Source organism: Pseudomonas sp. B111 (assembly GCF_026428275.1).
Classification (GTDB): domain Bacteria; phylum Pseudomonadota; class Gammaproteobacteria; order Pseudomonadales; family Pseudomonadaceae; genus Pseudomonas; species Pseudomonas aeruginosa.
Window position 1 is genome coordinate 1454465 of sequence record NZ_CP097857.1, and the last position, 25207, is coordinate 1479671.

At 60.4% G+C, this 25207-nt stretch carries 33 protein-coding genes; 5 read left to right on the plus strand and 28 right to left on the minus strand.

From position 1 onward, the window contains the following. Nucleotides 1-267: 267 nt before the first annotated feature. The 10 genes from M6E97_RS06785 to M6E97_RS06830 all read right to left on the minus strand — a co-directional run bounded on the left by M6E97_RS06785 (nucleotide 268) and on the right by M6E97_RS06830 (nucleotide 7890). Entirely contained in the window at nucleotides 268-558 is a 291-nt protein-coding gene (locus M6E97_RS06785; protein ID WP_019486206.1) for a hypothetical protein, read from the minus strand. Nucleotides 559-651: 93 nt separating this feature from the next. Next, entirely contained in the window at nucleotides 652-1248 is a 597-nt protein-coding gene (locus M6E97_RS06790) for a hypothetical protein (RefSeq protein WP_016253302.1), read from the minus strand. Nucleotides 1249-1317: 69 nt separating this feature from the next. Beyond that, on the minus strand, nucleotides 1318-2358 hold the full coding sequence (locus M6E97_RS06795; protein ID WP_003138782.1) for a hypothetical protein: 1041 nt from the start codon (nucleotides 2356-2358) through the stop codon (nucleotides 1318-1320). A 1047-nt stretch (nucleotides 2359-3405) separates the two neighbouring features. Next, nucleotides 3406-3573, minus strand: a complete 168-nt coding sequence (locus M6E97_RS06800; protein ID WP_305955451.1) for a polymorphic toxin type 44 domain-containing protein — start codon at nucleotides 3571-3573, stop codon at nucleotides 3406-3408. A gap of 16 nt (nucleotides 3574-3589) precedes the next feature. Beyond that, nucleotides 3590-3871, minus strand: a complete 282-nt coding sequence (locus tag M6E97_RS06805; protein ID WP_123809176.1) for a hypothetical protein — start codon at nucleotides 3869-3871, stop codon at nucleotides 3590-3592. Between the two features lie 225 nt (nucleotides 3872-4096). Further along, nucleotides 4097-5077 (minus strand): IS5-like element ISPst7 family transposase, encoded by a 981-nt coding sequence (locus tag M6E97_RS06810; RefSeq protein WP_014595514.1) that lies wholly within the window; start codon nucleotides 5075-5077, stop codon nucleotides 4097-4099. Between the two features lie 186 nt (nucleotides 5078-5263). Beyond that, nucleotides 5264-6426 (minus strand): IS3-like element IS222 family transposase gene (locus M6E97_RS06815; RefSeq protein ID WP_087920907.1). Its coding sequence is split into 2 segments (ribosomal slippage): nucleotides 5264-6171 and nucleotides 6171-6426, totalling 1164 coding nucleotides; the frame shifts between segments, so codons are not numbered across the junction. Further along, nucleotides 6426-6677, minus strand: coding sequence for a hypothetical protein (locus M6E97_RS06820; protein ID WP_071534431.1), 252 nt, complete (start codon nucleotides 6675-6677; stop codon nucleotides 6426-6428). The genes M6E97_RS06815 and M6E97_RS06820 overlap by 1 nt, the downstream gene beginning before the upstream one ends. A 147-nt stretch (nucleotides 6678-6824) precedes the next feature. Then, nucleotides 6825-7739: a Bro-N domain-containing protein gene (locus tag M6E97_RS06825; protein ID WP_023115895.1), complete on the minus strand. Its 915-nt coding sequence runs from the start codon at nucleotides 7737-7739 to the stop codon at nucleotides 6825-6827. Beyond that, the gene (locus M6E97_RS06830) at nucleotides 7717-7890 is read right to left on the minus strand and encodes an Arc family DNA-binding protein (RefSeq protein ID WP_023115894.1); all 174 of its coding nucleotides are present in this window, start codon (nucleotides 7888-7890) and stop codon (nucleotides 7717-7719) included. Before M6E97_RS06830 ends, M6E97_RS06825 begins: the two co-directional genes overlap by 23 nt. 130 nt (nucleotides 7891-8020) lie before the next feature. Between M6E97_RS06830 and M6E97_RS06835 the strand changes: the two genes are divergently transcribed. The 3 genes from M6E97_RS06835 (at nucleotide 8021) to M6E97_RS06845 (ending at nucleotide 9772) form a co-directional block, all read left to right on the plus strand. Beyond that, a complete protein-coding gene (locus M6E97_RS06835; RefSeq protein WP_049311437.1) occupies nucleotides 8021-8602 on the plus strand; it encodes a helix-turn-helix transcriptional regulator in 582 nt (193 codons plus the stop codon). 96 nt (nucleotides 8603-8698) lie between these two features. Beyond that, nucleotides 8699-9157, plus strand: coding sequence for a hypothetical protein (locus M6E97_RS06840; RefSeq protein WP_124081071.1), 459 nt, complete (start codon nucleotides 8699-8701; stop codon nucleotides 9155-9157). A 48-nt stretch (nucleotides 9158-9205) separates the two neighbouring features. Further along, nucleotides 9206-9772 (plus strand): hypothetical protein, encoded by a 567-nt coding sequence (locus tag M6E97_RS06845; protein ID WP_034008237.1) that lies wholly within the window; start codon nucleotides 9206-9208, stop codon nucleotides 9770-9772. A 312-nt stretch (nucleotides 9773-10084) separates the two neighbouring features. Here M6E97_RS06845 and M6E97_RS06850 read toward each other — a convergent pair whose 3' ends face one another. After that, nucleotides 10085-10474, minus strand: coding sequence for a hypothetical protein (locus tag M6E97_RS06850; protein ID WP_124123655.1), 390 nt, complete (start codon nucleotides 10472-10474; stop codon nucleotides 10085-10087). Between the two features lie 197 nt (nucleotides 10475-10671). Here M6E97_RS06850 and M6E97_RS06855 point away from each other — a divergent pair, with 197 nt between their 5' ends. Continuing rightward, the gene (locus M6E97_RS06855; RefSeq protein ID WP_023911946.1) at nucleotides 10672-10974 is read left to right on the plus strand and encodes a hypothetical protein; all 303 of its coding nucleotides are present in this window, start codon (nucleotides 10672-10674) and stop codon (nucleotides 10972-10974) included. Nucleotides 10975-11203: 229 nt separating this feature from the next. On the opposite strand, the gene M6E97_RS06865 is transcribed toward M6E97_RS06855, so the two are convergent. From M6E97_RS06865 to M6E97_RS06935, 15 genes are all read right to left on the minus strand, one after another. Continuing rightward, nucleotides 11204-11446, minus strand: a complete 243-nt coding sequence (locus M6E97_RS06865; protein WP_023115890.1) for a hypothetical protein — start codon at nucleotides 11444-11446, stop codon at nucleotides 11204-11206. Between the two features lie 24 nt (nucleotides 11447-11470). After that, complete coding sequence (locus M6E97_RS06870) at nucleotides 11471-12232, minus strand: C40 family peptidase (protein WP_003160548.1); 762 nt, start codon at nucleotides 12230-12232, stop codon at nucleotides 11471-11473. A gap of 2 nt (nucleotides 12233-12234) precedes the next feature. Then, nucleotides 12235-12984: a phage minor tail protein L gene (locus M6E97_RS06875; protein WP_033946795.1), complete on the minus strand. Its 750-nt coding sequence runs from the start codon at nucleotides 12982-12984 to the stop codon at nucleotides 12235-12237. Continuing rightward, nucleotides 12981-13319 (minus strand): phage tail protein, encoded by a 339-nt coding sequence (locus M6E97_RS06880; RefSeq protein WP_012075340.1) that lies wholly within the window; start codon nucleotides 13317-13319, stop codon nucleotides 12981-12983. The genes M6E97_RS06875 and M6E97_RS06880 overlap by 4 nt, the downstream gene beginning before the upstream one ends. A 5-nt stretch (nucleotides 13320-13324) precedes the next feature. Then, nucleotides 13325-16516 (minus strand): phage tail tape measure protein, encoded by a 3192-nt coding sequence (locus M6E97_RS06885; protein ID WP_034008239.1) that lies wholly within the window; start codon nucleotides 16514-16516, stop codon nucleotides 13325-13327. Further along, entirely contained in the window at nucleotides 16513-16776 is a 264-nt protein-coding gene (locus M6E97_RS06890; RefSeq protein ID WP_049246843.1) for a DUF1799 domain-containing protein, read from the minus strand. Before M6E97_RS06890 ends, M6E97_RS06885 begins: the two co-directional genes overlap by 4 nt. A 62-nt stretch (nucleotides 16777-16838) precedes the next feature. Beyond that, the gene (locus M6E97_RS06895) at nucleotides 16839-17219 is read right to left on the minus strand and encodes a phage tail assembly chaperone (protein ID WP_023115887.1); all 381 of its coding nucleotides are present in this window, start codon (nucleotides 17217-17219) and stop codon (nucleotides 16839-16841) included. Nucleotides 17220-17228: 9 nt separating this feature from the next. Then, a complete protein-coding gene (locus M6E97_RS06900; protein WP_012075337.1) occupies nucleotides 17229-17882 on the minus strand; it encodes a phage tail protein in 654 nt (217 codons plus the stop codon). 67 nt (nucleotides 17883-17949) lie between these two features. Next, complete coding sequence (locus tag M6E97_RS06905; protein ID WP_003451667.1) at nucleotides 17950-18360, minus strand: phage tail terminator-like protein; 411 nt, start codon at nucleotides 18358-18360, stop codon at nucleotides 17950-17952. Continuing rightward, nucleotides 18357-19031: a hypothetical protein gene (locus M6E97_RS06910; RefSeq protein ID WP_034008241.1), complete on the minus strand. Its 675-nt coding sequence runs from the start codon at nucleotides 19029-19031 to the stop codon at nucleotides 18357-18359. The genes M6E97_RS06905 and M6E97_RS06910 overlap by 4 nt, the downstream gene beginning before the upstream one ends. A gap of 3 nt (nucleotides 19032-19034) precedes the next feature. After that, nucleotides 19035-19424 (minus strand): hypothetical protein, encoded by a 390-nt coding sequence (locus M6E97_RS06915; RefSeq protein ID WP_023101103.1) that lies wholly within the window; start codon nucleotides 19422-19424, stop codon nucleotides 19035-19037. Continuing rightward, nucleotides 19424-19888: a DnaT-like ssDNA-binding protein gene (locus M6E97_RS06920; RefSeq protein WP_033990709.1), complete on the minus strand. Its 465-nt coding sequence runs from the start codon at nucleotides 19886-19888 to the stop codon at nucleotides 19424-19426. Before M6E97_RS06920 ends, M6E97_RS06915 begins: the two co-directional genes overlap by 1 nt. Further along, nucleotides 19872-20357 carry a hypothetical protein gene (locus M6E97_RS06925; RefSeq protein WP_023088300.1) on the minus strand — a complete coding sequence of 162 codons (486 nt, stop codon included), beginning with the start codon at nucleotides 20355-20357 and terminating at the stop codon, nucleotides 19872-19874. Before M6E97_RS06925 ends, M6E97_RS06920 begins: the two co-directional genes overlap by 17 nt. Nucleotides 20358-20398: 41 nt before the next feature. Further along, complete coding sequence (locus M6E97_RS06930; protein ID WP_003103391.1) at nucleotides 20399-21370, minus strand: major capsid protein; 972 nt, start codon at nucleotides 21368-21370, stop codon at nucleotides 20399-20401. Between the two features lie 9 nt (nucleotides 21371-21379). Then, nucleotides 21380-22123 (minus strand): DUF6651 domain-containing protein, encoded by a 744-nt coding sequence (locus M6E97_RS06935; RefSeq protein WP_033990719.1) that lies wholly within the window; start codon nucleotides 22121-22123, stop codon nucleotides 21380-21382. Nucleotides 22124-22275: 152 nt separating this feature from the next. Here M6E97_RS06935 and M6E97_RS06940 point away from each other — a divergent pair, with 152 nt between their 5' ends. Beyond that, entirely contained in the window at nucleotides 22276-22791 is a 516-nt protein-coding gene (locus tag M6E97_RS06940; RefSeq protein ID WP_031637687.1) for a hypothetical protein, read from the plus strand. Here the strand turns inward: M6E97_RS06940 and M6E97_RS06945 are convergent. After that, complete coding sequence (locus M6E97_RS06945) at nucleotides 22774-23853, minus strand: hypothetical protein (protein WP_023115882.1); 1080 nt, start codon at nucleotides 23851-23853, stop codon at nucleotides 22774-22776. The genes M6E97_RS06940 and M6E97_RS06945 overlap by 18 nt on opposite strands. Then, nucleotides 23850-25205 carry a DUF4055 domain-containing protein gene (locus M6E97_RS06950; RefSeq protein ID WP_033990710.1) on the minus strand — a complete coding sequence of 452 codons (1356 nt, stop codon included), beginning with the start codon at nucleotides 25203-25205 and terminating at the stop codon, nucleotides 23850-23852. Before M6E97_RS06950 ends, M6E97_RS06945 begins: the two co-directional genes overlap by 4 nt. Nucleotides 25206-25207 lie beyond the last annotated feature (2 nt).

The window sequence follows — 25207 nt, forward strand, 5'->3', positions numbered from 1 at the left end:
CTCCCTTGTCAGCAGCCCATGATATGACCGGGATCGTGACAAAGCCCCACCGCCCCAAGTCCTCTGAGCCCCATCGCACCGTGACATCAACTTCCGTCCCAAGCTCGGCATCATTCCTGCGAAAACGAAGCTACGCTACACGGTCTACTGGCGGGGCCGGCTGAACGTCCACCCATTGAAATGGACAACACACTCATTGCCCCCAGGAAAATGATGAAACGGCCCTCATGGCTTGTCGCTCTGCGGGTTGAGAGGAAGTACATCGGGCTAGACGCTGGCAAGGACATAACAAAGCGGCGCCATCCACAGCACCAGGTTGATCGCCCATTGCAGCGCTCTTTCGCGAGCGCTCCCCAGCTTTCGCTGCTGGAGCACGAATGCCAACGCAGTGGAATGCAGCAACAGGGCGCAGGCAGGAAAGACCAGCAGGTAGGCGAACAGCCCAGGCGCATTCATATTGGGATAGCCATGGCTGTCGAGCGATCGCCAGTACGCCACCAGGAAAGCGCTCGCGACCGCGAGGCTGAGCCCCAGGCTGATGCGGCTATACCACTTCATCGATACCCTCCCGACGCGCCTTCCGGACCTACGCCGATCGTCCCGGAAAACGGCCCGATCCGCCTCGCTTCACCCTGCTTCAGTCAGAGCGGCTCAGGGCTTCCGGGGCTCGTTGCCGAGCAGACGATCGAGTTCGCCCATGACGCGATCGCTCTTGGCCTCTTCGAGCTTGCGCCGGGCCTCGGCGAGATTGGCCTGGGCGCGCTCCATCTCGACCATGCCGACGGCGGTGATCACCGCCTGCAATGGCACGCCCCTGCCGGTGGAGCGCATGCCGTTGCGTTCGCGTTGCTGCGGCGCGCAGATGAACTGGAGGACAGCCTCATGGCTTTCGTTGGGCAGCGGGGTCCAGCCCTTGGCGAAGGTGAACTGGAGGTTCGTGGGTTGCCCGTTGTTGGAGAAGGTCTTGGCGTTGACCACCTTCACCTCTCGCGTATCGCAGCGGTACTGATGCGCGCTGAGCAGATGGAAAGAGTCGAACAGCATGGCGATCTGCACCTGCCAGGCGTTTTCCATACCCGGCACCGGTGCCAGCGAATCGGCATCGGCCAGGAACACGTCAAGCTCGGCAGGGTCGTCGCCCTTGTGTACCACCCACCAGTCTTCGGCCCAGGCATGGCCGGATGCGGCCAGCAGCGCGGCGCACAGCCAAGTCACGGCACTGCGGGAAACCTTGCGATAGACGTTCATGTCACCTTCCTTGTGGGGAAATGCTTCCGTGGATAGGGGCGACACCCGGCGCCCCTGAGCGAACACCCGCTATTTCAATGACAGCGGCACGCCCCAGACCGGGTCTTCCATGCCCTGCTTGCGCAGCGGTGTGATCTGCAGGGGCTGGAGCCTGGACAGCAGTTGCCGGTGCTTGTCGCTCAGGGCCCGCTGGGCGATCAGGGACTGGCTGAAGTCCATCGGCGCCGGCCAGGTGTAGACGGTCAGGTTTTCCAATGGGCATTCGATCTTCTTCGGATCGATCGCCCGGCACTTCGACTGCTGGTACTTGTAGCCGGGGGTCTTCAGGTGCATGCGCGGGGCCAGCAGCAATTGCCCGCCCTGCACGCTGAAGCTGGCCAGCGCCTTGTCGACCGGCAAGCGTGCCTGGATCTTGATCGAAGGTACGTCGCGGGAGTCGGTCTGCTGGTAATAGCCGGCCTGGGAGCCCTGGGTCGTCTGCGTGTATTGCTGCTCGCCCCAGCTCACGCAGGCGCCCGAGGCCACATGCACGGCGGTGCAGACCTTCTCGGTCTTGATCTCGCTGCCATAGGTGGCATCTTTCCAGACTTCTTCCCGGTAGTACTCGCGATACAGCTCGGGGGACAGGTACGCGGTGCCGTTGGCGCCATGGCCCGAACCGGGCGGACCGCCGCGGGCGCCGACCTGGTCGAGCAAGCCATGGATCTGGTAGTCGTCGCCGCCGGTCAGCAGGTACTTGCCGGGCGGCAGGATATGCACCTCGAAGGCCTTGAACAGATAGGTCTCGTCGGGCTTCCGCTGCAGCGCGTTGGTCTGGAACTTGCGGCCGAAGGTCACCTTCGGGTCCTTCTCGTACTCCCAGATCGCCGTTGGCGTCCACTGGGTCATGGTCAGCGCATCGCTCAGGGACTTGTGCGGCATCACGTCGGCCACCAGTACCACGGCCATGTTCCCTTTCAGCGCCTGGTCCACCAGGTCCAGCATCTGCGCGTTGCGCGGATCGTCCATGCTGCCATAGGCGCCCGAATCGAGTTCAGACACGCAACCGGAAAGGGAAAGAGAAAGCAGCAAGGCGGCGGAAAGGGTAAAACGCGGGCGGGACAGTCTCATGCATCGATCCTTGATAGAGGCTGGTGCGGGTCGTCGGACGGCCCATCTTACTGGCCCCAGCCTGGATCACAATATTTCAAATGAACTAGGTCGGCAGGGGCACACCGGCAGGGCCAGGAGCTGCCACGGCTCTCGTTGGTTCTACGCCTACGCAAACCTCCAGGCATTGGGAGCGGCGTTGTCTGGCAGGCCAGGCTCGGGAAACGTGCACATCCGGAAGAGTGGGTCCCGCGCGCATTGAGGCCACGCCAGTCTCTTCGGAGAGTTTCCAGATGTACCAGGTGTAAGCACTATATTACGGAGGTTTTGTCAGTGACTGAAAAACGGTCGCAGCCTATGTCAAGAAGGCTGATGGGGATGTCATCCGCATCGAGCGATTGGCTAACAGCATACGAGCCTCGCTGGAAGGTCTTGGGTTCTCGGACGCCCATGGTAGACAGTTGGAATTGCTCGCCACCGACGATATGGCACAGGCAACGATACTCGACCAGCTACGCATAATGGGAGTCGCGCTTTCAGCAGGCAGGGAATGGTGTCCAGCAGAGGTGTTGGAACTCCTATGTGACCAGGGACTGCTGCATCCTAAAGCACAAAAACTTCGCCACCACACTCCCATCCCTGCGGTGACGGCGCTTCATTTGTCAAGGCATGGTAGCCTTCAGGTTGAACCTAATGGGTACCAGTCGCCCTTCGATAATAAAGAATCCCTGACTCCTATACTTATAGATAGTATCCGTGACATACAAATCTGCTCGATCACCATGAATTTCACGCACAGCATTAGGACTCTTCGTTACCAGAAAGGGCTCTGCACCTCTCAGCTTCTTCAGAGCCTCAGCATCATCAGTCTGAAACTCCATCAAAAAATAGCGATAGACAAACGGAACTGTAGCCCCACCAGAGACATATAGGACCTCGTATATAGCCCCGCCATTTCCAACCACTTTAACAGAGACAATCCTTGCTGGAGAAGGCATACTTGGCGAAGTGAAATATATATAACCAAACAACCCCAGAGCCAAACACGAGAGCCCTATCAGAGCAAAATTAGTACCCTTTCGACTTCGCATAGTCTATTCCCGCCTTAATCCATATCTGATCAACGGGATTGTCGCCATACGGAGTACCCGCCCACCAAGCCCCAAAATCTTTATCAGAGGTTCCTGCTAGAGTCTGAGTAGCACCTGCCGCTCTCAATAAGATCTGCTCCGACAATCCTGCGGCAGCGCCCCTAGCACCATTTATCTCTCGCTGCCTTGCGCGCTTTGGCAGCAGCGGACCTCATCTTACTCTCTGTTTTCTTCTTGACCTCTGGGTATCCATCTTTTTCAATTCCACTACGAACAATTGACTCTTCCTGCATGACTTGTAGAAATGGATATTCGCTAGCCTCGACACCAGGAACACGCCTTCCCTTTCCAGTGCCACCTCCAGCAGGATCTCCAAGCCCATCTATAGAGGTGTTGTCGCCGTAGATCGTAGTAGAAACTAGATTTAGAGGTGCCTTACTCATTTCTCATTCCCCTACTTGCATCATATTTCACAACACGTTAAACACGAGTAATTATCAATTCAATTGAGAATTTTCCTAAGGATGGTCTGAAGTAGCCATGCATTTCCGGCTGACTTCAGCCTCCGCCGATTTTGAAAGCGGCAAACCGATCAAAAACGATCAGATAACCAGCTCATTTCGGTGTTTCTAGCCGCCGAGAACACCTCGCGGCGGCCATTTCCTGCATTACAGGCGCACCTCTCCTGCATTGGTCAGCAAATGTCGGCGTGCCATCCACAGGTTCGACAACGCGAACAGCGTCACCAGTTGCGCAGTATTCTTGGCCAAGCCACGGAAGCGCGTCTTCACATAACCGAACTGCCGCTTGATCACCCTAAACGGGTGCTCAACCTTGGCCCGTACCTGAGCCTTGGCTTTCTCGATCTTGCGTCTGGCTTTGTACAGCGCGCTGCTCTTGCCCAGCTTTTTGTAAGTGCTGCGCCGTGCTGCCACCTGCCAAATCACTTCGCGGCCATCATGCTCGGCACGCTTCTCGACGCCGGTATAACCCGCATCGGCGCAGACCACGTTTTCCTCGCCATGCAGCAACTTGTCGACCTGGGTGACGTCCGCCACGTTAGCCGCCGTACCTACCACGCTATGCACCAGGCCCGATTCGTCATCGACGCCGATGTGGGCCTTCATGCCAAAGTAATACTGGTTGCCCTTCTTGGTCTGGTGCATCTCTGGGTCGCGCTTGCCGTCTTTGTTCTTGGTCGAACTCGGCGCATTGATCAGCGTGGCATCGACGATGGTGCCTTGGCGCAGCGACAGGCCACGGTCACCCAGGTAGCCATTGATCACGGCCAGGATGCCAGCAGCCAGTTCGTGTTTCTCCAGCAGGCGACGGAAGTTGAGGATGGTGGTTTCGTCGGGGATACGCTCCAGGCTCAGCCCCGCGAACTGCCGCAGGATGGTGGTCTCGTACAGTGCCTCCTCCATCGCTGGATCGCTATAACCGAACCAGTTTTGCATTAGATGAACCCGCAGCATTGCCATCAACGGGTACGCCGGACGGCCACCTTCACCCTTGGGGTAATGCGGCTCGATCAGGGCAATCAACCCCTTCCACGGCACCACCCGATCCATCTCGATCAGGAACAGCTCTTTGCGGGTCTGCTTGCGCTTGCCGGCGTACTCGGCATCGGCGAAGGTCATCTGCTTCATCAGAAAACTCGGTGGGTGGCGTTCGGCTATTTTGCCAAAATCAGAAAGTCTTTTTCAGACTGTCCCTAAAGACGAAGTAGCCTGTTCTCCCCTCTGAAAGCCGAGAGTTCTAAGGCGCACTGGTGGACGTCGGCTGCGAGATAGGCAAGATCCGTCGAAGGAGATGCTGGGTGAATGGTGTAGTGGTCAACCCATCCCGGACAGTGGGTTGAGTTTTTCTTCGGCCACCGCAGGTGGTAACCCGTCGTTGAATTGATGCGGCCTGATCCAGTTGTAGCGGTGCATCAAGTAATGACTGATGTCCCGTTGGGCCTCCTGCGCCGTCAGGTAACCCGTTGACGGGACCCACTCCGACTTCAGACTGCGGAACAGGCGCTCCATCGGCGAGTTATCCCAGCAATTCCCACGACGGCTCATGCTCTGCTGCATCCGATAGCGCCAGAGCCGTTGCCGAAACAGGCGGCTGGCGTACTGGCTGCCCTGGTCTGAATGGAACAGCACCTGCTGTGGCCTGCCGCGCTGTTCGTAGGCCATGTCCAGGGCCTTGATCACCAGTTCGGCATCCGGCTTGGCCGAGAACGCCCAGCCGATCACCCGCCGGGTATGCAGATCCAGCACCGCGGCCAGGTAGTGCCAACGGCCTTGCGCCCAGACGTAGGTGATGTCGCCACACCACACCTGATTGGGATGCTCGGTCGCGAATTTGCGGTTCAGCCGATTCGGGATATCCGGCCGCTCAACCGTGGCCTGTTTGTAGGCGTGCGAGCCCGGTTGCTTGCTGACCAGGCCCAGCTCACGCATCAACCGACGCACTCGGAAACGGCCGATGGTCACGCCCTCTTCGCGCAGCATGCCCAGAATGCTGCGGCTGCCGGCCGAGCCCCGACTCTGGCTGAACAACTGGTTGACTTGGCTGCGTAGCGCCACGCGGCGAGCATCGACACGCCGCCGTCGAAGACGGTGGACGTAGTAGCAAGACCGCGCCACATCGAAAGCTGAACAGACCACTTCCACCGACTCCTGCTCACTCAACTGGTCTATCAGCGCGTACGATCGAGTTCGTCCGACATCAAGAGAGCGGTAGCCTTTTTTAATATCGCTTTCTCCCGCTCCAATCGGTTGATCCGGGCTTCCAGCTCCTGGATCTTTTGCTGCTCAGGCGTCAACGCCTTGCTCTTCGGGGTCACACCCTGGCGCTCCGCCTCGAGCTGCTTCACCCAACGGCGCAAGGCCGAATCCACCACCCCCAGCGAACGGCAGGCGTCGATATGGCTGTAGCCTTGGTCCAACACCAGGGCCGCGGCCTCTCGTTTGAACTCGGCGGAAAACGTACGTCGTTGCTTGCTCATCAGACACCTCTCTCACGGCGAGGATTCTCGCCTAAATCGGTGTCCGGGATCAGTAGACCACTACACAGAGCACCTATTGGTAGCAGCACTAAACAGATCAGGACTTTTTTTGCTGCCCCCATAGTGGGCTTTTGAAGATTTTGCGGCAGCCCTACTTCCTCATTAAGTGCTTCGCCACAGTACCTGCACTTAATCGCTTCAGCCTTGATTACTTCAGCGCAGAAGGGGCATTTCTTTTCGTCGGCATCCATACGACTCTCCACAATATAATTGTGGCGGAGGATACCAAATAGCCAGCATCAAGACCCAGGGCTCATTCGGCAGAAACAGAGAGGGCGCCTGAAGGCGCCCTCTCCATGCCGTTTACGGCCCATACCCTAGGATGAGCAGTTCCATGCTCATGCCGAAGCCCGCGTCGACCAGTTCAGTTGCTTGGCACAGTGCTTCCTCACGTGCGCTGCGGAACCCAGCCCATCCCACAGAAAGCCCGCCAACTCGACGCCAGCATTACAACCGAGCCCGCTCAGGTGAGTGGCCAGGCGACGGCTCTCAACGATCTTCCAGCACTTCTCCACGCAGTCGACCAGAAACGCGATGTTCGACCACGAGCAGGTGTCGACGGCCGACGCGGCTCTATCCTTCGGCAGCCACTCGCCTTCCAAGGCGTAGGCGGCGATGAAGTTCCGCGCGCTGTCGAGCCGGTCGGCCGGAATATCCTCGGCGGTCACGACGCTGAACGCCTTATGCACCTGGCTCCAGATGTGGTTCTTGGCGCCTCGGCGAATCGCCGACGGCAGGTGCCGCACCTTGCCATCGACGACGGCAGCCAGGCAGTGGAAGCCGTCGGTGCCGATAGTTTGGCCAATCAGAGTTACCAGGCGGCCCTGCTGGTCGTCGTAGCGACCGGTCTTGCGGATGGCTGGGAGCACTTCGCCGGTTACCCACTTCTTGAAGAGCTTCGCCTCTTGCTTGCGACTACGCAGGATGGCCGCGTATAGGCCAGACTCGTTGATCGCCAGCATTTCCTGGGCTCCACCGAGGGTACTCACAATCTGAGTACCCTTTTCGTCCTCGTCGAGGTTTCGGCACATGTTGAACGAATCGCGGTATTGGAGAGCTGCCGCGATGTCGGCAGCGACGAACCAAGGATCGCCGTCGATCAGCAGCGTACGAACCTGCTGCTTGCCAAAATTGAAAGGGATTACGTTTGTGCTATTATCGCTCATGACGTTTTTCCTAGACCGATTGACGTTATCCAAAGCCTCAGCGCCTGCCAGCACTGGGGCTTTTTCATGCCCGCTGTTTTTGCTCATTCTGCGTCTCCTCTTCCATCATCTTTTTCAGGCGATAGATGACCTCGCCGTTGATGGTGCGCCCGTTCGAATCAGCCTCCCCAAGCAACCACTCACGCATGGCCGGGGCCAGCCTCAAAACCGTCTGCACCTTTGCCTCTGCCTTTCTCATCACATCCCTCCATGTGCTTGCGTGTCGTTGAATGTCATTTAATGTCACTTACCTATGAATGTCAAGCTATGTCTCATGACATCATTTCTTCTCTGGTACAATGATATTGAACCTTGCAAAACGGCACGCTATGACTGACACACGAGAGTTTCCTGAGCGCCTCGCTTGGGCGCGCGCTGAAATGGGCCTGACCCAAAAAGAACTGGCCGATGCTGCCGGCATCAGCTTGGTGCAAATAGCTAGGTACGAGACTGGACGCTCAACGCCGCGCCTCAGCGGAGCCCTTAAGCTCGCCCGCGCACTGAAGATGGACGCCTTTGACCTGATGCCCGAACTCAAGAAAACCACCATTGAAGTGGAAATTGAGCTCAGCGACGATGAGCTAGCCCGATTCGAAGCGGAAGCGGAGGAGCTCGGCATAACCACAGAAGAGCTACTGAGGAAGCGGGCCGGAGTTGAGGAAGACGAATTCTCAGAAGAGCTGCCCGATACACAAGGCCGGAAAATCAGCCTCAACATTTCAGCAGAGCATGAAGCCAAGATCCACGAGTTCGCCAAGAAGGAAGGCGTCTCATTCGACGCTGCGGTACAGCTGATCCTTGCCCAGGGACTGAAGGATAGGCTTGATGCCGATTCCACCATACTCGCCAAACTAGAGCAGGACATTCCCGGCGCCTATGAAAAGCTGGTGGAGCTGCTCAGGAAGCAATAACCCCAAGCCCGGCCAAGCGCCGGGCTCTTTGAGCCAGCACAAACCCTTCCCGTCCAATCTTTCATCTTCTTCAGCTTTTTTTGATGGATCAACTTTATGGATGAATGGCTTACTAATCCACAGTTCTGGGTCGGAGCAGCAGTCTCTGGCACCGTAGGCTGGATGCCAAGTATTTACCGCTGGATGCGCATGCGCGCTCCTTCATGGTTTGAGAACACCAGAGGCCGAATTAGAAGAATTTATCGAGCGAAACGCTGTAAACGACTAATCCGGATTAAATCAATCAGGTTTGATAGCGCTAAAGTCAACCGGGAAATCGTGCTTAGCTATTTGTTGCTAGGCGCATTTATGGCAAGCACCGCAGCATGTATTGTGAGTTTCGTATTTGCCCCTCCTCAAGTTCACAAAAGCTATCCGCTTGCCATAATGTATGCTTCATTGACAGGTATGCCACTTCTTGTCTTCGAATTTGCATGGTTAGCAGCTTCTACTCGAGTTGGAGATATCTTAAAAGCCAGAAATAAGATCAAACGTCGTGGTCGTCGCCTTATTTGACCCCACCGGCCAAACGACGGTCGCCTTCTGAGCTAGAGGACAATCCGAATGCAGGTCACATGCTCGAAATTTGAAGCAGCCTCACGCCAGCTGGATGAAGCGATAGGCCTGCTCCTGGCCGATCATGACCCCCTGGCAGTTCGCACCCTTGCCGCGGCTGCTTTCGGCTTGTTCGCTGATCTTGTGGAGCATCAGAAACCGAACGAGTCTTGGCGTTCGGAGCTCATCGAGAGCTCGGGGCTTAATCGAAAAGAGGCGCTCGCCGTCATTCATAACGCGCAGAACTTCTTGAAGCACGCTGACCGCGACCCACATGAGCAGCTTTCTTTTGAGGAAAGCGAGAACGAAGAGCTGATTTTCATCGCAACTCTAGATTGCGGTGAGTTAGGTGGTCCTTTGACTACGACTATGCAGGCCTTTCAGGTCTGGTACATAGCGCTCAACCCAAGCAAGCTCGGTGCAGATCATGACTTTACTCAGAGGGCGAGCACAGCGTTTCAGAATCTGCCTACCCTATCCCGCGAAGAGCAGCTCGCTGCCGGGTTGGATTTTCTCCACCTCATGCTTGATAAGTACGGCAGAGGATCATTCCAGCCTCGAAAGACTCAGATGTAGTGGCAACCCGACGCCAGACGCAAAAAGCCCAGCGCGGGGCTGGGCTCTATACTGCTGGTTAGCCTTCGTACTGGAAGATCCATTGCATCTTGCAATCATTCCCGCTAATGCTGTCAGGATCCGGATCCTTCAACGAGACTTTGTTCCAGATAGGATGGCTTGCGTCTCCTAATGGCCATGAGTGACGACAAGAATTGGAACCAGCTGCCGGATTATCCCAATATACTTTGAACGACATTTTCATATTCTGGGGACCGGCATTCTTATAATCACCACATATCAGATACTCAACCCATCCTTCAGTGCCAACCGCTAAACCGTTTGACTCAGCCCCCAGGCAACGGCTTGGCCTGGAGCGATAGACTCTGGCGGTAGAGACCCACCCATCCAATTACTATGCTCCAAGCTGTGCTTGAATAATACCAAACTATATGGACTTCTATTAACAAGCGTTATTTTTACAGACCTAAAAGCGCTAGACTTAAAGTTGACGATATTAGCAAATTTATCATCAACCTTAATATCTTCCGAAGCAAGACTGTTACTAACTGAGTTAAATGATTCCAGAGCTGACGAAGAAAATTCCTCAGATATCAACTCTTCAGGTGAAAACTCTCTGTGAGGAACTACTCCACCGCCAAAAACATTGTTAATCCAGACCATCGCACGAGCATAACGGAGCTCATCTTCTGAGTTCGACATAGCGCCTCCCTTTCCTTAGTTGGCAAGTACCGTATGAACAACAGCATAGGGAGATTAGCAGAGATTTTTAGGCGCAACCCATTATCGCTGCCTGTCCACCCATCTACCCTGGACGGAAAGCCAGTACATGGCCTGGGTCTGGGCGTAGTAGCGTTGTGCCTCCCAACGAACTGCCCCGGACCGTTGCCGGAAAGCCCATGGACTGGGGCGATCAAGACCTAGGAGGTCAAATGGTCAAGCATCTATTCATTCCTCATAACCTGAGCGAAGACTTTGACAAGGAAAAAGCTGCCGCAATTCGTCGATCGTTTGATGCAGACGATGCGGAGATGCTGCTTTCTGCGCCCACCACTAACACGGTTTCCAGCATCGAAGGCAATAAGTACTCGGGCATAGTGAAGCATCACTTTGAACGTAATGACAGCCCGGTCCATTACGAATACCGGCCAGATGCTGAACAGGGCTCGAAATTCATAATCACCAAAGACAACCGTGACTGATGGAACGAGGTTGAAATGGGAATCAGAAGTCTTGTGCAAAATCTCCCCAAAGACCCCGACAATCTTGGATGGGTTCTGGGCTGGGCAGTTGTCCAAAGCTCTCCTTGGAGGTTCGTGGATATTTACGCCTCTGAAGCCACTGCCCTAGCGGAAGCTGCGTCACGTGGCGTCGGGTTCGCAGTCGAGTACGGCTCGCATCAGGTGGGCACCGATAACTTCGTCGGCGGCCTCACCCCTCCGACAGATTAATCCGAGCCTCCTTCGGCTCTACCAACGAGAAGCCGAAGGAGCACTGTCCTGACTTCAGAACTGCCGTGAGGCCGGGCTCGCCGCAAACTAAACGGCGATAACCCGGACCTCCGCTGACCTTGCCAATGAGTCGCTCTACTCGCACCATCTGGGACTCCTTCTGCAGCGCAATTTCTGCAGATCCCAGTAAGTTAAAAATGCGCAGCTCGTAGACTTCACACATGACATCCTCCTGCGGCCAGGCCGCTCAGCTTGTTCTTGAGTCTTTGTGGCGCAGCACTAGGCGAGCCCGCTCGTGCCAGTTACCGCCGTAGACGATGATCTCGCTGGGCTTTCCGTACAGGTGGTGCAACAGGAACGGGCCAGCGCCGAAAACTTTGGTCTCCTCGCCCGGCAGCGACGGATCGTCGCCCAGGTAGATCCCGGCGTGGTTCGGATGCGCGGTGCGCCCCACCGCCATCACGATCATGTCGCCGCGCTGCGGCCGATCCACCCGGACGAATCCTGCAGCCTCGAACTGCTGCTCGTAGAGGCTCGGACCGTCTGCCCGCTCCCACCAGCCATCGGCACGCTCGAAGTGCGGGAACTCGATGCCCCACTCCCGCTGGTACCAGTCGGCGCAGACCTGCCAGCAGTCCTGCACCCCATGCACGAAGGCGCGCCCGAGCAGCGGCACCTGGTCGACGGGCTCGATGGTACGCAAGTCGCCCTCCGGCCAACTCAGGATGTGCCATGTCAGGCCCGAGGCGTTGCACATAGCGACGTCTGCGGCACTCGGTCGGCTGGCGGCATCGGGATGGCTGTGCACCACGGCGACGATCTCGCCCTGGTCCTCTGCCTCGGCATACGCCTTCGGTGCGATGCGGAACTCTTCGCCGGCGTCGGTAGCGGTGTTTTCGCAGGGAACGTATCGCTGGCTCCGGCCAGAACGGATGATCAGTCCGCAGCACTCGCGCGGATACTCTGCCGCGGCATGCTTCTGCACGGCAGACAGGATGTGCTTGAGCATGGTCAGCTCCTGGCGATGATCGAGACGGCAGGGAAGCCGCCGAAGGGCAGTTGGTTCCCTTCACCGAAGCGCGGGATGCAACCGGTGCCCAGGCAGCCATCACACTCGTCCCGGGCTGGATCATCGGTGGGGTTGCCGTCGATGTCGAAGTACGGGCCGGTGTAGCCGCAGTCGGGCCCGCGGTACCCGCCCGTCATCGCCCAGTGGCAAAGGGTGGTCATCTGCCGGCCGACCTGCTCGCCGCCAACGTCGCCTGGCGAGGCCAGTTCCCAGGCCACGTACTGGCCGTCCTCGCTGGTTTTCTGGTCCAAGTACCAGATTTCGACGATCTCCTGGGAGGGATCAGCGTCGGGATTGCCGCCTGGGAAGTTCGCCGCGTCCAGATATTTCGCAAGCGTCGTCCGGATGGTGAGGCGGAACTGGAGCAGGTCCTCGAACGCCAGGCAGAGCGCCGTAATCCGGCCATTGACGTTGCCGGCGGTGAAGCTCGGCCGCGCCGCAGTACCATCGCTGTTGGCCTCGATGCCCTCGATCTGCACCGGCCAGGCCGCGTATTCGTGGCCCTGCCACCAGATCGATTTCGCCGGCAACTGGTCGGCGTTGGCGCCGGCAGCGGCCAGTTCCTGCGGACTGTGCGGGATAGCGTGACCGTGGAACCGGACCACGTCGGCGCCGAAGTCGCTGCCGTCGAGCTCGAACAGCACGACCTCGCCGCCCGGCTCCAGCTTCTGGATATCGGTGATCAGTGTCATGGATGGAATGCCTGTTCAAAGGTCGCGGTCAACCGGTAGACCCGGCCGCCGAGGTTGACGGGCCGGTAGCCCGCACAGGTGTAGAAGCCCAGGCCGCCCAGGGGCGGCGTCCAGAGAAATGCACGCGCTCCGGTGTGGCGGTCCAGGAAGTCCATCACGGCCTTGATGGTCGCCGCCGGCCCGGTGATGGACACCGGCCAGCTCTGGGACTTGCTGTTCAGACCTTCGCTCACTAACTGCTTGTAGCCGTCACCGAATTGCGCGGACCTGGTGGCGAAGGTTATGTCGCCCTCGCCACCGCTCTCGGTGGCCCAAGTGAAGGTTTCGATTGCCATGTGCTCTACCCGTTGATGGCCCGGCCGATCGCACCGTCACGCCGCAGATCCCGCGCCAGGAGTTGTCGGTATTTCTGCTCGACGAACGTCCCGATGTCGCGACCGAACTGGTCCAGGCCAGGCTGGCTGCTGGAGACGTTGGCCGAACCATCCGAGGCAATGTTCACCTCGACGTTGATCTGCGAACCGCCGCCGCCCATAGCGCGCACACCGAGGGCGCCGGATGAGGTTCTGGTCAGCGGCATCACTGCCTCTGGCCCCGCTTCGCCCATCACACCCAGGCGGCCGCCGCTCATGCCGAACGCGGTTGGCGTGCTGACCACGCTGTTGGTGAAGGCCCCGCCGGTGGCGAACATCTGCACGCCTCCGGCGAACGTGCCACCGTTGGCGAACAGCCCACTGTTGCTCACCAGGTTGTCGACGCCCGACTGCACGGCAGCGTTTCCACCGCCGAAGAAGCCGCCGAAGAGGGACGAAAGGGCCTGCGAAGCAGCGGCGCGCATTGCAATCCGCGCCATGTCGGCCAGGATGCTCTTGGCGAAGTCGGAGAACGACAACTTGCCGGTCGTGGCGAAGGTAGCGACTGCATCCTCCATAGCGCGGAAGGCGTTGGTGAACAGGTCATGTGTCTGCCCTGCGACATTCCTGGCGCTTTCGAGATAGTCGTTCCAGGCTCCGCTCGCTCCGTTGCTCCAGTCTGACTGGGCAGCGGTCATCTGGTCGTAGTTGCTGACCACGGTGTCTCGCAGGTCCTGATGCACCTTTCTGAGCGCGGCCAGACGTTTCTCGTACTCCTCGTCCGACATTTGCCGACTGGGATCGGAGCGCTGGTTCTCCAGGTCCATCAGTTGCTGGTTGTAGCGGTCGTCGAGACTGTTCAACTGCTCGAAGCGGGACCGCTCTCGTCCGCCCATGCTGACACCGGCCGCAGCGCGCTCGCCCTCCAGGCGCAACGCATCGACCTGTGCCTGCAGCGCCTGCGTGTAGCGCTGCACCGACTGCTCCTGTCGCCGAAGCCTCCCCTGCTCGCTGAGTTCGATCTGGTTAAGCTGTGAATCTGCGTCCTGCTGCGCCTTGACCAACGCAGTCCTGGCGTCGGCGATGTTCTGGTCGAGTTGGATTCGCTGGGCTGCCGAGGTTCCTTGCTTCGCCCTGGCAGCCTCCAGCGCTGCGATTTCACGCTCGTAGGCATGGGTGACCTCATCCCGCTCCTGCTGGATGATCGAGATGCGCTGCTGCGCGTAGCTTTCCGCGCTGATCACGCCTGCGCGTTGGGATGCCTCCAATTCCTTTTGCGCGTTACGGTAGGTCGCGGTGATCTCGGCCAAGCTGTTCTTCGCAGCGTTGGCCGCGCGTAGGTCCACCGAACCGGCGGTTCCCTTCTGGTCCTTGTACTTGGCGTTGATGTTGGCGATCTCGCGATCGACGGTCGCCTGCCGCAGGCGGTCATCGTTCGGGTTCACCTCGCGGATCGCCTGTAGATCCTTCTTGTACTGCTCCAACTCCTTGGCGCGCTTCTGCTGGTTGGTCAGCGCCGCCCTGGAACGAGCGTCGATCCGGTCAATAGCATTCTGGGCGGCCTGTTCAGCCCGAGCGCGCTCGCCGGCGGTTCTGGCATCGTCCTCCATCGCCTTCTTCCGCTCGCGGAGCATGTCGAGCTCTTCGCGCAGGCGGTTCCGGCTCTCGTCGCGGTTGCCGACCAGGCCGAAACCACCTTGATCGAGCTGGGCAAGGCGCCGCTCCACGTCGGCGATCTGGGAGTCGATGTCCTGGCGACCAATGCTCTTGGCATCATCCCACGCGCGCTTCGCAGCACGTGCGACTCCATCCCAAGCACGCTCAATCCAACCCAGGTTCTCCAGAATCTTCGGGGTCCGCTGGTTGATTGCGTCAGCGTAGGCCTCAGTCGCCAGCTTCACCGCGCCGGCGTGATCCCCCTGCTCCTCCAGCGCCTTGATCTGCGAGTAGACGGATACGGTGAGGTAGTTGTACTGCTCGTTCAGGGCCTTCGAGGCCTTCACAGGGTCCTCTCCCAGCCTCACGAACTCGGCGACGGTATCCCCCACCGCGCGGCCAGTTGCCTCTTCCATCGACAGCGCGGCCTGGGTGATGGCAACGAAGCTTTCGCTGGCCAGGTCTCCCTTGCCTGCCAAGGTGGCCAGCACTTCGGCAGCAGCTCCGGTCGTGCCAACCGTATTGCTGACTTGGCGCGCCATTTCGCCCAGTCCAGAGGCGCTGGTACCAGCGTAGTTGCCGGTCATGATCAGCGCCTTGTTGTATTCGCCCTGTTCCTTGCTGCCCAGGTACGCCGCCGCAGTCACACCACCGATCGCCGCTGCCAGCAGCCCAATCGGGGCCAGGACGCCGATAACACCGCGCGCGGCGCCGCCGGCGTTCACACCGATCTCGGCGATGTTGTGGGCGGCGACCCGCCAGTTACCGGTGGAGAGGGCGTTACCCAACTGCAACACGTTCTCGCGCGCTTCCTTGCTGGTCAGCCCGAGCTTGTTGATCGCGCCGCCGGTCCCTTCGATGTCCCGCCGCTTCGCCGCGATCTTCTCCAGGCCTGCGGCCAATCCGGCGTCATCCAGCCCGCCGGCGGCGCGCAGCCCACGCAACGCGGCTTCCTGCTTCTCAAGCCTGGCCAACGCGGCGGTCACCGGATCGATGCTGTTGACCGTGCGTTGCATCGCTTCGATCTGACGGTTCTGCGCCGCGACCAGGCGCTGCTTCTCGGCGGCCTCCTTGGTTTCCGCTTTCTGCAACCGGTCATAGGCCGCACCCAGGCGATCCTGATACTGCGCTTCGTCCTGCAGCGTGGTCAGGCCGGCCTTGCGCGCCCGCTCGAGCAAGCTCTCGGCGCGAATCAGATCGTCGATGTTGGCGACGTTGCCGGAGAGCGCCCGTTCCAACTGGCTGATGATGGATATCTCGCCAGCGGCACTGTCGTATACCTTCCGGCTGGCAGCAGCCTGGCGTTCACGCGCACCGGCCGCCTTGTCGACACTGCGGGCAGCGTCCTCCTCCGCGCGCGACACTCCCTTGGTGGCCTGCTCGAGGCCCTTGCTGGCGTCGGACAGGTTGTCGATTGCCTGTTCGGCCTGATCGGCGGAGTCGACCAGCTTGTCGAGGTCCTCGGCCGCCTTTACGGCCGGGCTCGAATCGACCTTGATGCCCAGTTCGGCGAAGTTGCTCATCCCGACTTCCTCTGCTCGTGGAAGGCCTTCAGCGCAGCGTCTTCCATCACCCGGATATCCGCGAATACCGCGGGTTGCTCACCAGCGGCTACGCCGCACATCTGCATCACCACCGGCAATGCGGTGTAGTCCAGGCCTGTTGCGCCACACATGCCAGCCCGCCACTGGGTGCTCATCGCCTCGAAGACGATGAATGCCGTCCAGTTGCAGGGCCAAAGCTCCATCTGCTCGTCGCTTTCGTCGAAGTCATCCGGCGACAATCCGAACTGCGCCAGCTCCTGGGGGCTGGCTACAGGCCGATAGAGCTCCTGTGCGGCGCGCTTCAGTTTCCCAAGCGCCCTCTGCTGTAGGCGCTCTGGTAGGCCTCGAGGATGGCCTCGGGCACGCTGACCAAGGAGGACACCAGCAGCCGGACGTTGGCCTCGGTGAACGCCTCGTCGAACCCCCACCCGGCCACAACGGCTTGTACCTGCTCGACCTGGAGGTCGATCTGGCCCTTGGTGAACGCTTCCAGAGACTGCTCGCGAGTCTCCTCGACCAGGCGTTTGAACCGCTCCCCCCAACTGCTGTAGAGGTCGGCCAGCGCTTCACGATCTAGGTACTTGAAGGTGAATGGCACCTTGATGGACTCCCCGCCGAGGCGGGGAATCTCCACACTGGATTCGAAGGTGGGCGCCTGCGCGATGCTGAACTTCTTCGCCATGACAGTTCCTTAGGGGGCCGGGTTGTAGCGAACAGGGCGACCATCGAGAGCGATGGTCAGGGTCCGGGTCATGATTTCGTTGACGTTCAGGGTCGGAGTGTCGCTGACCGAGACGTAGCCGTTGTAGAAAACCTCCGATCCGTTGCGCAGCGTCAGGCGGATAACCTGCAGCGCCTTACTCTGGTCCGCCGCCTCAATCACCGCCCACTGCGGCAAGTTGGGGTCGTCGGCGATCGGCATCGAGAACGACTGCGCGTTGCGGAAGGTAGGCAACTGGCGCTGGTCATCGTCCTCGAGGTACTGGTACTGGACGAACTGCTGCTCGCCGCCGGAGGTGGTCGGGTTCATCACCTGCTGGATCTGCTGCCAGGTGAGGACCTTCTTCGCCGAACCGATGCCGCCACCGGCCGGGTAGCGGATCACATCCGTGGTATCGATATTGCCCAGGGAGAAGGTGTCCTCGGTGGAAGCTGCGACCTTGACGGCTCGGCCGTTCAGGCCGGTCCAGCCGGACACCAGCGACACGACGTCACCGACCAGCAGGCCGTGAGCATCTGCGGTAGCAACCGCTGGCTTGGCGTTGGAGACAGCGGTAACCGGAATAGCCGGGCCGTAGGTGGCAGCAATGGCCAGCAGCGCGCCGTTGGGGAGGCTTGCGGACATGGAGTTTTCCTCGTGTGGAAATGAAAAAACCCGCTCATGGCGGGTGCTGGTGTGCCCATGCGGGCGATCAGAAGATGTCGGCGCGATAGCCGATGGAGACTGGCTTGGTATCGGCGATGTCCCCCGATATCCAGGGTCCCGGCGCTGGGGGGCTCACCACCTGCACAGAGAAACCGGGGCGGGACAACTCGCTGTAGAGAGGGAACTGCTGACCCAACCCGGCGATGATGTCTGCGGCAACGCCGGTGCCCTGCCCACCAGGGACCACGATGCTGATCTGGAACACACCGGTGAAGCCCCGGTGGTAGCCGCCCAAGTCGCTACTGGTACTGCCAGCGGGCAGCGTGAAGCAGCGCAGATAGATGGCACCCGGCGTCGGTTCGAACGCCACATTCGGGTACGCGACCGGGATTCCCTTGGCCTTCGCCCAGACGTCCAGGCGAGCCTCGAACAGTTGCTGAATGATCTCGTGACTCATACCTGGTTCGCCCTGACGGCGGCCTCCACAATCTGCTGGAATTCAGCGATGGTCACCCGGACCATGCCAGCCGGTGCCTGGCTGGAGTGCCCGTACTCCAGCGGTACCGCATACGGCAGGTTGTTCACCAGGTAGGCGGTATCACCGAGCTTCAGCGGCTGGACCCCAGCGGTCACTGCAGAAATTGCCTTGCTGCCAGTCGGGTCGACGTCATCAATCTCTCCCGGTGCGGCCGTGCCAATGCTGAACTGCCAGTTGGCCCGAAAGCGCCCGCCAACATACCCGCGCCCGGCCACCATCCCGTTGACGTCGAAGTTCTGGTCACGCTCCGCCTTGGTCAGCGGCTTCGCGTGCTTCACGCCTCGACGTAGCTTCCCGTTCCTGGTGAAGTTGCTCGGATTCAGGTTGATCAGGGTGTTGCGAATCGCAACGTTCTCGTCGTAGCGGTCCGCCGCAGCACTCGCTCGCTGGCGGTAGGCGACGTTCGCGGCCCACCGCTCCGGGTCACCGACTGGAAATTTCTCGATCACCTTGACCGACAGGTCCAACATGATCCGCTGGTAGATCGCATCGCCGGCAGCCAAGGCTTGGTCGCGGAATTGCGCCACCGCTGCAGCGAAGCTGCCCTGGCGCCCCGAGTAGCGTTGACGCATGCGAGAGCCACGGGCCATGCGCTACCTCCTCGCTTGCGCGACGAAGCCGATGCCCAGGCCGGCATAATTCCAGGCTTTCGCAGTCACCACCTTGAAGGCCTCGCCGTCGAACTCGATACGGTCGCCGTTCCTCGGCGCCGGCATGTCCTGCCCCCCAAGCTGCACTGGAGACATGATGATCTCGACATCACCCTGTTGGATCAGCGAACCGTCGATAACCCGCACATCGTAGTCCTGGCGCATGCCGGAACCATCGAAGCGGCGCTCGATGGTTGGACTTCCACCGGTCGCCGGGTCGTACTCGCCCTGCTCGAACTTGGTCAGGCGTAGCTCAAGCCCCCTACCGCCCTTGCTCCGCGGTGCCAGCATACGAATGGCCATCGCCCGGGAACGGTCGTAGATATCAGCCATCAGCTCATCCTCGACACCCTGACGTTGAACATGCCGCCGCCGACGGTCAGCGCCTCCAGAAGCCGATCCACTGCAACGTAGCGCGGCTGCCCCTGGTTCACCGGATCGGCGTAGACCGTGGTGAGGGGCCCCACCGTCTCGGATTTCACAGCGGAGGCCTGCTGTACCTTGTCCAGCGGCCCGTCGAGCGCCAGCAGGGCCAGTTCGCACGTTGCGGCCTGCAGCTTCCGGTTCGGCCAGGCCAGGCCGGTGCGTGGAAACTCCAGCGGCTGGTCCGGGTCGACCTTCGAGCCTCGGAATTGATAGCTGCGGTCGATGTAGTCGGTCGCCCTGATCAGTGCCGAGGAGCGGCTGTCATTGGAGGCCGACGCCCAGGCAGCATTGCCGCGCTGAGCGTGATACTCGGTAGCCTGGTCGACGGAGACGTAGCTGTTGGCGCTGTCACCCTCAGTCATCACCGCCATTGGCTTTCTCCTCGGTCGCCTTCAGGAGCTCGCGCAGCGAATCGGGCGTGGCGCCTTCCGGCACCTCGACACCCAGTTCAACGAGACGCGCCAGCACCTGCTCGGCGTTCAACGGCGAGGGCTCCTGGGCCGCCTTCGCCTCGGCGAGCAGTTTCGCCAACGCAGCCTTGCCTGCACGCCCATCGAACGCGACGCCGAGGGCCTTCAGGTCAGCCTTGATTTCGTCGAGGGTGGGCTCGCCGTCATGGATACCCGGAGCCTTCGCAGCACCGTTGGTTTGCAGTTCGATCAGGTCGTAGGCCACCGAGTATGCCCGCGGCACCTCGCCGGCCACCGCATCGGCCTGTTCGAGGAAGTCACCCTGGCGATAGGCGAGCGGATCCCGAATCGTCAGCCCATTGCGCTGGGCGAACTCCATCTGGTCCGAGGTCGCCGGGCCAGCTACGAACCACAGAATCTTCTTGGTCATTGTCCACCTCATGAAAAGGGGGCCTGGCGGCCCCTCTGCGGTTACTTGCTCAGCACCAGAACGCCGGCGGTGTCTTTGACGCTGGTGGCGGTGCGCTCCCAGTTCGCCGCGGTGCCGATCGCGGTATCGTTCGGCGAAGCGCCGCCCGTACCGGTCTTCCAGGTGTAACCGAGCACGCCCAGGTTGTAGCTCCATTCGGCCTGGTAGACCGAACCCAGGTTCTCCTTGCCGGTAGTACGGTTCAGAACGGCGTCGAAGTCGTTGTTGCCGGTCACCAGCACCGAGCTCTGCACCAGGCCCAGGGAGCGGAACGAAGCTGGGTTGGCCTCGGGGTCGGCGCCAGCCGGCACGATCAGCGAGTCGGCGTCGGTCACCACGAACAGACGGCCGAACGGGTCGCGCATCACGTTCACGCCGTCGTAGGTGAACAGGTTCTCGGCGTTCGCAAGAGCGTTGTCGTAGAGATCGCTGACCACGCTGGAATGGAACACCCAGGCCGCGATGGCGTTGGCGCGGTCACCGAACTTGAACGCCGCCTTGTTCAGGGTGCGGAAGGTTGCGGTCTCGGTGGCGCTGCCATGGGTCGCGTCGGCGTGACCGCTGATTGCAGCCACCGCGCCTCGGATGGCGGTGTTCAGCATATCCGCGACACGTGCTTTACCCAGTTGCTCACCGATGGTCAGGGCCGCCAACGCCGGGTTTTGCAACACCCAGTTGTACTGGGCCGCTTCATACTCGATCGGTGGCGTGCCGGCGGCGACCTTCACCGCGGCGTTGAGCAACTGCGTCAGACGAGTCGCAGCCACGTCGCCGTTGCCGTAGACGTTGCGGCGGCGCACCAGATTGGCGATCAGCTTGAAGCTGGCCTTGATGTCGAAGTCACCCTGCGCCGGCGCGTTCTGTAGAACGATGGTGCCGGCGGATGCCTGGTTGAATTTGTCGATCGCCTGGGCGACGGTTTCGGTCAGAGCCGTGTAGGTCTGCTTGTTGAATACAGCGAGATCGAAAGCCATGTGGCCTCCTTACTTGATCGTTTCGAGGTAGGCGACCTTCTCGGCCTCTGTCTTGCAGTCGGCGAGCGACTTGGCCGTGCTGCCGGAGGGCTTGCCGCCCGGGGGCGTTCCGCCGCCGGAGTGGCCAGAGCCCTTCAGGATCTGGTCGCGGTAGGGGTACTGGTCGACGAGAATCTCCAGCGCTTCATCGAAGTCGGCGGCCTCGCCGGGACGGGCCTTGCTGTACAGCTTGTTGCCGTGGGCGTCGTAGGCCACGACATTGCCGTCCTCGACTTTCAGGTGCTTGCCGAACACGGACTGCACCATGTCGGCCGGAACAGCCAGGCGGTCTGCCACGAACTTCGAGCGGGAGAAGCTGCCGCCGATCTTCTCGGCGTAGAGCTGCTGCTCCAACTGCTCCGCGCGCGTGGTGACCTCGGTCAGCTTGGTGTCGTAGGCCTTGCCGATTTCAGCCTTCACCTTCTCGATCTCGCCGGCATCCACCAGCTTCTTCGCGTCGAGATTGGCGACGGTTTCCAGGGCTTTGCGCGCTGCGGCCGGGTCCTCGATGCCTTCGAAGTCCTTTGCGATTTTCTCGGCCTTCTCCGCCCGCTCGCGGTGCTGCTTGGCCTCTCCGTTCAAGCGGGTGATGGTGGCTCGGGTACCAACCGCATCGAAAGCGATCTCCTTGCCGTCATCCTCCACGTAAACCGGCTTGCCATCCTGGACCTCGGCGTATTGCTTGCCATCGACTTCGACAGTCTTCAGTTTCATCTCGTCTTTCTCCGGCCATCCGGCCATTGCGATGGGCCATCCGGCCCGGAAGGCGCCCCGCTCCATCCGAAACGCAGGCATAAAAAAACCCGCCAAGGCGGGTCGTAGGTTGTAATTTGATGCGTTCCTACCGATTGCAAATGGAACTCAAGATGAGCACCACCACGAACTCACTATGGAATGCACTGAGCCCCTTGATTGCAGCAGCCATAGGGGGATTTGCCGCGTTGGGTGGCCAACTGATAGCGACGAAATCGAGCGATCGCTCTATCGAACAAATTGCAGTCCAAAGTTGTATTCAGCGCATCGACACCCAGGAGGCGAAACTACGTGAGGTTGGCGAACGGCTCTTTGGAACACTCGGGGGCTTGATTGGAGCGTCGGTCGAAAACGATCAGCAATCCTTCAACAGTGCGGGCAAGGAGATCATCCGGGCCGCTTTCGAAGTGAATGCGTATGCCCCTCCCGAGCTCGCCCTTGCAGCCTTAACCATCGCGCAGCTGACACGACAGGGAATGACTGCAAGCACGCCAGAGCAGCAGGAAACAGCGATCCGAGCAGCATTGGCTGGCTACAGGCTCTGGCCCCAGCAGTACCGAGAGCAGATGGGCGAGTTCGATAAGCTACGACACTCCTGCGAGAGCAGCAGGTTAGCGAACTCCGACTGACTCCCTAAGTTGAGCCAGGCTCAGCGGGTTGCCCCGCTGGTCCAACAGGTCGCTCAAGGTGATGACGCCTCGGCGCCAGAGGTCGGCGCGATCGGGCCCCAGCTTCTCGTCCTGGAAGGCCTTCGACTTACCCTTGAGCCATGTCTCGAAGTTCAGACTGGCCGGCACCTGGCCGTCCATCGACGCCCGGGTGCTCTTCACCTCGTCGACGTCGATACCCAGCTCACGCATCGTCTTGAGCCAAGGCAGAGTGGTACTGCGACACCCCCAGTGCCGCGGGCAACCTTGCTTGTACGGCAACGAGTGCCCCACAGGCCTGAACTGAAGATCCCAAGTCTTCTGGTCGTAGACCATGCAGATTTCAGTGGTGTGCGAGTCCAAGGTGCTGAGCTGGCGATACCCTTTCACCGGGCCATTCTCGCCAGAATTGGCCTTGTAGACCTCCATCCTGGCGCCATTGGCCACCGCTTGGGCGCTGTTGTGGACCAAGGTCCTCGCCGCGCGCTTGCTGACATCCATGAAGCCCTTCACCGGCGGTTGGTCGCCCCGAGCCCGGCGGCCGACGATCTGGGTGACCATCTGTTCCGTGGTCTCGCCGTTCACGAAGCCATTGCGCACCACACCGGCGAACCGGAACGACACATCCGCAGCCTGCTTGAGCCACCATTGCTTGGTCGGCGCGCCCTCGATGAGCGTATTCGCAACCACAGCGCTGAGTCGGTTCTTGCCGACGCCGAGCATGATTGGCCGGCTCACCAGACTGTTGATTGAGTTCGACGCGAAGCCTCCTTCGATGACCGCGAGTTGCCGCAGGTTGGCATCATGTGCCGCAGCGATCTCGGTGTACTGCGCCTTGATTGCCTTAGCCGCCTCGTCGAGGATCGCATTGACCTCCTTAACGTTCTTCAGCGGCAACCGGCGGCCCTGCAGCAGCTTCACCAACTCCTCGGCGAGTTCGGTGATCTTCTCCTCGACTTCCTTCGACATACCCGCCGTGGCCCTGATCAGGTCGATACCATGGTCGGTATACAGCTCCGCCAGCAGCACCTCCAAGCGAGTCATATCGCAGGCTCCTGGTTGCGGATCCGCTCCTGCTCCGACTCCCAGTCCAGGTCCTCGGCAAGCATGCCGCGGCGCTGGGCCTCGTTGAACAGGGTCTGGTCTGACAACGAGCCGCCGTCACGCATGCGCTGCAGCACACCCATGGTCTCGGCCGGAGCATAATCCGGGTCGAGATTCGGCTGGAGCTGCACGGTGCCGCCCTCGGCGCGGTTGTTCAGTGCGAGGGAGAAGTACGACAGGAACAGCACCAGGCTGTCCTGCAGGCCCTGGCACATCATCGCCAGTTTGCTGGTCTCCTTCGCCGATTCCTCGCCAGACTGCTTCGCCGTCATGACCTGGGTGGACTTTTCCACCAGCTTCGCACCGGCCTGCCGCATCTCCTCTTGCAGTGAGTCAAGCTGTTCCCGCGCGGTCTTGATGGCGGCGCCGGTGTGCTCGACGTACTTCATGTCGGCTTCCCGAGGCAACTTCACCGCGGAGCGCGCGCCGATGGCCAGCTCGTCGCCGGAGTCGACACCAGTCATCACCAGGATCGGCACGCAGGCGACATCAACCAGACTGTCCAGGGAGGACTGGAGCCACCAGTGCTTCGCCACCAGGTGGGCGAGTTCGAGCAGCGGTGGCTTTGCTGTGAGGAACCCGGTACGCGCGGTGTAATACGGCACCAAGGGGATGAAGCCGAGCGTGTACGGGGTGTCCGTCACCATCTCCCACCCGTCCTTGCCCTCCTCGAACACACGATGCCGGTGGGGCTCGATCACGCGGATCTGCTCAACGGTTTCGTCGGTGAACTCGTCCACCTCCTCCACCCGGCACGTCCGGAAGCGGAACTGGGTCAGGCTGTCGACACCAGCAACCTTGCCGGTCTTCCACCCCAGCACCTGGCCAGGCTCGATCAGCACCCCGTAGGGCCTGAAGCCGGCTTGTTGCTCGGCCTGCCGTGTGTTCGGCAGATCCTCTGGCCGTTGCGGTATCTCGACCAGGGCGAACTTCAGGCCATACTCCAGCCCGCCGCGGAACCAGTCTTGGGCGAACACTTGCAGGTCACGTCCCTCCGTATCCACGTCGGTCAGCAGGTCGGCGATCTCCTGCGGCACGTCATCGCCGATCACGACCGGCTTCGCAAACACTCGCCCCACCATGGCGCCGACCGTTTCCTCGAACGCGGGGTGCAGCGTCGCCAGCTTCAGCCGCGCTTCATAGTCCTCCCTCGTCTCGAGTTGCCGCTTGGGCAGATACGCCTCCCCCGCCTCGCGCATGGCCGAGGTGCCGCCCTTGATGCAATCGATCAGCTTCCAGTGCTCGCGCATCTCCTCGACAGCAGCGCAGCACTGGCAAACGGAATCGCTCATGG